Raw genomic sequence first — 7,090 nt, forward strand, 5'->3', positions numbered from 1 at the left:
GAAGGTTTTACTGAGAACTTGTTGACACATACCGGAGATCCTTCCCCGTTTGCACAATTGCTGAACATAGTGTAGAATAGAATGTAAACACTAACCAAAATAACCAGCATCTCCGATGCTGCAGCAATAAGGTGAAAACGTATGGAATACCATGAATCAGAATCCACGGAAATGTACCTGGAAACCATCCTGGTGCTGAAAAATCGTCTGGGGCTGGTACGCTCCATTGATATTGCCAACGAAATGGGCTATTCCAAGCCCACCATCAGTGTGGCCATGAAAAAGTTCCGGGCAGAGGGCCTGGTTACGGTGGACGAATCGGGCTTTGTGAACCTGACGGAAACCGGCCGGGATATTGCGGAACGGATCTATGAGCGGCACCAGGTGCTGACCCACATCCTTATATCCCTGGGCGTCTCCCAGGAACATGCGGAACACGATGCCTGCAAAATCGAACACGATATCTGTGACGAAACCTTTGATGCTCTGAAAAAAGAATATCTCCGGCTCCGGTCGAAGAAATGAGCCAGGAGGGGGACTGCTGCAAAGGCAACGGTCCCCCTCTGTTGACATTTTATGATATAATAAACCAATGGAGTGCCGCTTTTGGACACTCAGTTATGGGTCCTGGAAGAAGGGATTCTTTCAATCCGGCAGCTTTCTGCCAGAAGAGTGAGGGCTTTCTATGAACAAACAACAGACCGTATTGATCGCGGATGACGAACCGCAGATCCGTGAGATTTTAAGCATTTATTTCAAAAAAGAGGGCTTCAAGGTCATTGAAGCGGCGGACGGGGCAGAAGCCCTGGTCCAGGTCCAGGCCGGCAAGCCGGACATTATCCTGCTGGACATTATGATGCCTGTATTGGACGGACTGGAAGTGTGCAAACAGGTCCGGAAGATTTCCGACATTCCCATTATCATGCTCACGGCCAAGGATTCTGATGACGACCGGATCCTGGGACTGGAGATCGGGGCGGACGACTACATTTCCAAACCTTTCAATACCCGGGAAGTGGTGGCCCGGGTGAAAGCGGTGCTCCGCCGGACCAACGCCTCCATGAACAGCCAGAACAAACAGGTGCTGGAATATCCCAACCTGATGATCAATCTCAGCGAATACCGGGTGGTTGCCTTTGGCCGGGAAATCACCTTCACCGCCAAGGAAATGGAACTGCTCTGGTGCCTGGCCTCCAATCCGGGGATCGTGTTCAGCCGGAACCAGCTGCTGGAAAAGATCTGGGGCTACACCTACTACGGGGATACCCGTACTGTGGATACCCATATCAAGCGGGTCCGGCACAAACTGGACATTCCGCCGGATTCCACCTGGGACATTATGACCGTCTGGGGTGTGGGCTACAAGTTTGAGGTCAAAAAGTGAAGAAGTCATTAAGCACCAGGCTCATGTACAGTTACATGGGCCTGATTCTGGCTATTATCGTGGGAATTTCCGTAGGCCTCAGCTACCTGATCACCGATTATTTCTTCCGGACCAAGGAACTGGAACTCAATGACAAAGGCGGCCAGGTGGCCATGATGATCCGGTACTTCGACGCCACGCACATGGACAAGACCATCCTTCGGGAATATCTTACTTCCATGGACCAGCTGGTGGGGGCCCGGATCTGGGTGTTCAACAACCAGTTCGACCTGATCGGGGCTTCGGAAACTGGTACGGAATACGAACAGGTCCATGATGGATCAGATTCCTCCAAACAGGAACGGGAAGCCAAGCGCCGGGAAAAATGGATGAAAAGCGTGGCGGCCATCGATCAGCAGATCCAGGAAGGAGGCCCCAACAGCGAGCGGTTCCGGAAAACCCTGGCGAAAGTGTACAGCGGGGACCGGGTCAATGAACGGATTTATCATCCCTACTACAAGGAACAGGTGCTGATGGTGGGGATCCCCCTGAAGGACACCCGGGGGGAAGTGACCGGGGCCCTTTTGCTGGCGTCTCCTTTGGGAGGCCTGAACAAGGTGCTGAAGGATATTTACATCTACACCATCATTGTGGGGATCATCGCCCTGTTCGTCAGTGTGATTATTGTCAGCGGGCTTACCCGGCGGATGGTGAAGCCTCTGATTTCCATGAAGAATTCCGCCAAGGCCATTGCTCTGGGGGACTATTCCCTGAAAGTGGCAGTGGACGGAGATGACGAAGTGGCGGACCTGGGACGGAGTCTGAATTCCCTGGGCCGGGATCTGGAACAGTTCGTACGGAAAAGCCGGAAAATGGAAAAGATGCGCCGGGATTTCGTGGCCAATGTGTCCCACGAGCTCCGGACTCCCATTACCATTATCCAGGGCTACAATGAAGCGTTGTCCGATGGGACCATTACGGATCCGGAAGACATCAGGAAATACCGGAAGCTGATCAACGACGAAACCCAGCGGCTGGAACGGCTGATCAACGAACTGCTGGACATCAGCCGGCTCCAGCGGGGTGAAGGAGAGGAAATGGAACCCATCCCTTTGGGCAAAGTGGTGGAAAGCGTGGTGAACATGCTGGAAGGCCGGGCCAAGAAACGGGATATCCGGTTGGAACAGTATGTGGATGACAGCCTTCTGGTGTACGGCAACGGGGACCGGCTGTATCAGCTGGTGATGATCCTGGGGGACAATGCCATGAAGTATTCCCCGGACAGTTCGGTAATCCGGTTCCAGGTGATGGAAAACCGCCAGAAGGGTACCGTGCTTACCGTGGCCGACCAGGGCTTCGGAATTCCTGAAGAGGACATTCCCTATATCTGGGAGCGGTTCTATAAGGCGGACAAATCCCATTCCCGGCATATTCCCGGGACGGGGCTGGGACTGGCCATCGGCAGGGAAATCATCCGGATGCACAAGGCCAGGGTCCAGGTCCAGAGCAAGGTGGGCAAGGGCACGGCCTTTGTGATCACCTTCCCGCCCTGTGCCCCTCCGTCTAAGGTGGATGCCAACGGGGCCCACGAGGCGGAAGTGGTGGAAAACGTCCATCCCCTGCCGGAGGACGATACGGTGGAACAGGAAGGAGAGAACCGGGATGTTTAAGAAAACGGCAATCCTGTCAGCCTGTCTTTGTGTGGGGCTGGCACTGACGGCCCGGGCGGCAGCCTGGGAACCGGAGGAACTGAACCGGGAAGAAGCGGCCCTGGTGGGCTTTTATCAGGGAAACGGAGAGCAGGTGGCGGTCCGGGAAAACAAGGGCCAGCTCCAGCTGCTGTACCGGTTCCAGGGCCAGGACCGGGATTACACCGGCAGTAATGTGTACCAGCTGGTGAAGAACCATTACGACAATTATGACCTGCGGGAAGTGGGACCCAACACCGATGCGGACAGCACGGTCCGGTTCGACCGTGACAAGAACGGCCTGGGGATCAGCCTGAACCTGGGCCAGAAAAGCTATACCCGCCGATTCACCGGTGGGGAAAACGGCAAACCTGTCCGGGTGACGCCTCCCAACCCCATGGAAGAACTCCGGAAGGAAGCGGCGGCAGCCGTGCCACCCAGTCTGCCCTATGACAAGACTGCGGACCTGGTGGATGTGGCCCAGACCGTACCCGGGGTAAAGCTGGATCTCCGGTACACCACGGACAACAATCTTTTCGGGGCGCCTCTGGTGCTGCGCCAGAACGCCCTGCTGGACCGGAGCGCCGCCCAGGCCCTGGCCAGGGTCCAGAACGGACTGCGGCCCTATGGATACGGCCTGGTGGTGTGGGAAGCCTACCGGTCCTGGCAGGATTTCAAACTGGCCACCCTGGCTTTGGGCAAGGACCATGCAGATATGCTTCCCAAGGCGGAAGAAGGGTATTCCCACAATTCCGGCCGGAGCATCGACGTGAGCCTGTACAGCCTGGACACGGGAGAAGAAGTACCCATGATCTCGGATTTTGACGAACCCTCCCCGGCCCAGTATGCCCAGTTTGCCGGAGGGACCCAGAAGCAGCGGTACCTGAGGGACCTGCTCCGGCAGCAGATGACCCTGCAGGGCTTTACGGCCAGCGATATGGAATGGGGGCATTTCGATTACGACATATGGAATGGTGGCATTTCGATTACGACGCCGGCAGCCGGTACCAGGTGCTGAACCAGTGAAAAGGAGCCGGCTGCGTTTCCTTTGGAAAAATTTGTCTGCAAATTTTATCCTTTTATGGTAAAATTAATAAAATATGAATCTATTTTTAGGAGGTTCAGACCATGAACGTTTATGACGAAATGAACAATCTTTGCAAAGCCATTAAGGAATCCCATGAATATAAAGTGCTGGTGGAAGCCAAAGGGAAACTGGCCTCGGATTCTTCTGCAGAATCCATGGTGAAGGATTTCCTGAAGCAGAAACAGGAACTGGAAATCGCCCAGTACCAGGGCCAGAAACCTGATGATGCCAAAGTGAAGAAAATGCAGGAACTGTACAACGTGCTCCAGCTGAACCCGGTGGCCGCAGAATACATCCAGGCCTACATCCGGTTCCAGATGATGTTCGGAGACCTGTCCAAGACCCTCAGTGATACGTTGAAGGAAGTTATGGACTGATGACCATGTCTGGTTTACTTTCTTTTCTGGAAGAACACCTGCCCGGGAAATTCCAGATCAATGCCCCTATGGAACAGTACACCACCTTCCGGGTAGGGGGGCCGGCGGACCTTCTGGTGGCACCGGAGACCCGGGAAGAGGTGTGCAGCCTCCTTCAGGAGATCCACCATCAGAACGTCCCGCTTACGGTAATCGGCAACGGATCCAACCTGCTGGTCCTGGACAAAGGCGTCCGGGGCTGTGTGGTGAAACTGGGCCGCAGCCTGAAGAAGCTGGCCATTGAAGGTACCACCATCCGGGTGGAAGCAGGGGTGCTTCTTTCCCGGCTGGCTTCGGCGGCGGCAGAAGGAGGACTGTCCGGCCTGGAATTCGCTTCCGGGATCCCCGGCAGCCTGGGGGGCGCCATTCTTATGAATGCCGGTGCCTACGGGGGCGAAATCGGCACCCTGGTCCGTACGGTGACTGTGGCGGATACCCAGGGCAGATGCCGGACCCTGGACCGGGAAGAAATGGACTTCCGGTACCGCCATTCTGTGGTGATGGAGACCGGGGACATCATTCTGGATGCCACCCTGGAACTGACCCGGGATGATCCGGAAGCTATCCGGCAGCGGATCAATGATCTGACCCAAAAACGGGTGAGTAAACAACCTTTGAATTTCCCCAGTGCGGGAAGCACTTTCAAGAGACCTCCAGGATATTTTGCAGCGGCACTGATCGACCAGGCAGGCCTTCGGGGCTACCGGGTAGGTGATGCCCAGGTATCAGAGAAACACACCGGTTTTGTGGTGAACCGGGGCCATGCCACGGCCACGGAGATCCTCCAGCTGATGGACGACGTGAAAGAACGGGTCCACGCCATGAGCGGCGTCTGGCTGGAGCCGGAAGTCCGGATCATCGGTGAGAAATAACCATCTGTTATACCCAGGAAACGCCTCCGCGACGCTTCCTTTGGATTTTATCCTGGAAGGAGTCAAGTAAAATTTTATGAATAAGGGGTATATTTTCGTCCTTGTAACCGCCTTTCTGTTTGGGACTATGGAAACGGCCCTGAAGTTTTTCGGGAACATGTTCCATCCCATCCAGATCACATTCCTCCGGTTCCTGATCGGGGGACTGGTGCTGATGCCCATGGCCTTCAGCGCCCTGAAGAAAAAGAACGTCCAGCTGAACGGACAGGATCTGAAATTCTTCCTGTTTTCCGGTTTCCTGGGGGTTGTGGTCAGCATGATCCTGTATCAGATGGCCATTGTCTACGGCAAGGCTTCGGTAAACGGGGTCATCTTCAGCTGCAACCCGGTGTTCGTGGTGCTGTTTGCCTATTTCCTGTTGGGTGAGCCCATTGACAAACTGACCGTCTTTTCCCTGATGGCCAGCTTTGCCGGGATCATCTGCATCGTAAACCCGGTGAACATGTCCGGCAGCCAGCTGAGCATCATCCTGATCCTGCTGTCTGCCCTGACTTTTGCCCTGTACGGCATCGCCGGACGGAAACACGCCCAACGCTACGGGGGCATTGCCATGACCAGCCTGAGTTTCATCTGCGGGTCTTTGGAAATGCTGGTCCTGATCGGGATCTCCACCTTTGAACCGGTGCGGAACCTGATGCTGTCCCTGGGACTGAAAGTCTTTACGGACATTCCCATTCTCAGCGGCCTTACCGCTGCCCACATCCCGCCTCTGGCCTACATCGCCGTAGGGGTGACGGGGCTGGGATACGCCAGCTATTTCCTGGCCATGGAATATACGGACCCTGCTACCGCGTCCCTGGCTTTTTACATCAAACCCATCCTCACCGCCTTTATGGCCTGGCTGGTGATTGATGAGCCCATTACGGTGAACATGATCGTGGGCATCGCCCTGATCCTGTTCGGTTCCTGCCTGTCCATTATTTCCAAACGGAAAAAGGCAGCCTGAAGAAAGGAAGAATCCATGAACTTCAAATTTGTCCACAACAACTTCAATGTGCTGGACCTTCAGAAATCCCTGGCTTTTTATAAGGAAGCCCTGGGCCTGGAAGAGACCCGGCGGATCGAAACCCCGGATTTCACCATTGTGTACCTGGGGGACCATCAGACCAGCCATCTGCTGGAACTGACCTGGCTGAAGGACCGGAAGGAACCCTACAACCTGGGGGACAATGAATTCCACCTGGCCTTTGAAACCGACGACTTTGCCGCCGCCCATGCCAAGCATGAAAAAATGGGCTGCATCTGTTTTGAAAACCCGGCTATGGGGATTTATTTCATCACCGATCCGGACAACTACTGGCTGGAAATCCTGCCGCCGAAAAAATAAAGGAGAACAATGATGGGGAGCTTTTTCAAGGAATTCAAAGACTTCGCCCTCCGGGGCAACGTGGTGGACATGGCCGTCGGTGTTATCATCGGGGGTGCTTTCGGGAAGATTGTCTCTTCCGTGGTCAACGACATTATCATGCCCCCTCTGGGGATCCTGATCGGGGGCGTGGATTTTTCTGACCTGTTCATCAATCTGTCCAGCAAAAAGGTGAATACCCTGGCGGAAGCCAAAGCCGCCAACCTGCCGGTGATCGCCTATGGCAGGTTCATCACCA

The 7,090-nt window shown here is 54.9% G+C and carries 9 protein-coding genes; all 9 read left to right on the top strand.

Annotated features, from left to right (window positions below; genetic code table 11):
- Window positions 1-141 precede the first annotated feature (141 nt).
- Window positions 142-525: a metal-dependent transcriptional regulator gene (locus QVO43_RS05720; protein ID WP_022487596.1), complete on the top strand. Its 384-nt coding sequence runs from the start codon at window positions 142-144 to the stop codon at window positions 523-525.
- Window positions 526-685: 160 nt separating this feature from the next.
- Complete coding sequence (locus QVO43_RS05725; RefSeq protein WP_022487597.1) at window positions 686-1,384, top strand: response regulator transcription factor; 699 nt, start codon at window positions 686-688, stop codon at window positions 1,382-1,384.
- Window positions 1,381-3,033, top strand: a complete 1,653-nt coding sequence (locus QVO43_RS05730) for a sensor histidine kinase (RefSeq protein ID WP_279127104.1) — start codon at window positions 1,381-1,383, stop codon at window positions 3,031-3,033. The genes QVO43_RS05725 and QVO43_RS05730 overlap by 4 nt, the downstream gene beginning before the upstream one ends.
- Window positions 3,026-4,069: a M15 family metallopeptidase gene (locus tag QVO43_RS05735; protein WP_022487599.1), complete on the top strand. Its 1,044-nt coding sequence runs from the start codon at window positions 3,026-3,028 to the stop codon at window positions 4,067-4,069. Before QVO43_RS05730 ends, QVO43_RS05735 begins: the two co-directional genes overlap by 8 nt.
- Window positions 4,070-4,179: 110 nt before the next feature.
- Window positions 4,180-4,515 carry a YlbF family regulator gene (locus QVO43_RS05740; protein WP_022487600.1) on the top strand — a complete coding sequence of 112 codons (336 nt, stop codon included), beginning with the start codon at window positions 4,180-4,182 and terminating at the stop codon, window positions 4,513-4,515.
- Window positions 4,515-5,426, top strand: coding sequence for a UDP-N-acetylmuramate dehydrogenase (murB, locus tag QVO43_RS05745; RefSeq protein ID WP_022487601.1), 912 nt, complete (start codon window positions 4,515-4,517; stop codon window positions 5,424-5,426). The genes QVO43_RS05740 and murB overlap by 1 nt, the downstream gene beginning before the upstream one ends.
- 76 nt (window positions 5,427-5,502) lie before the next feature.
- Window positions 5,503-6,432, top strand: coding sequence for a DMT family transporter (locus tag QVO43_RS05750; protein WP_022487602.1), 930 nt, complete (start codon window positions 5,503-5,505; stop codon window positions 6,430-6,432).
- A gap of 15 nt (window positions 6,433-6,447) precedes the next feature.
- Entirely contained in the window at window positions 6,448-6,813 is a 366-nt protein-coding gene (locus QVO43_RS05755) for a VOC family protein (protein ID WP_012938203.1), read from the top strand.
- 12 nt (window positions 6,814-6,825) lie between these two features.
- Window positions 6,826-7,090, top strand: a 265-nt coding sequence (mscL, locus tag QVO43_RS05760) for a large conductance mechanosensitive channel protein MscL (RefSeq protein ID WP_288174607.1), incomplete at its 3' end; no start/stop codon positions are given.

It is taken from the genome of Acidaminococcus sp. CAG:542 (genome assembly GCF_000437815.1).
GTDB lineage: Bacteria > Bacillota > Negativicutes > Acidaminococcales > Acidaminococcaceae > Acidaminococcus.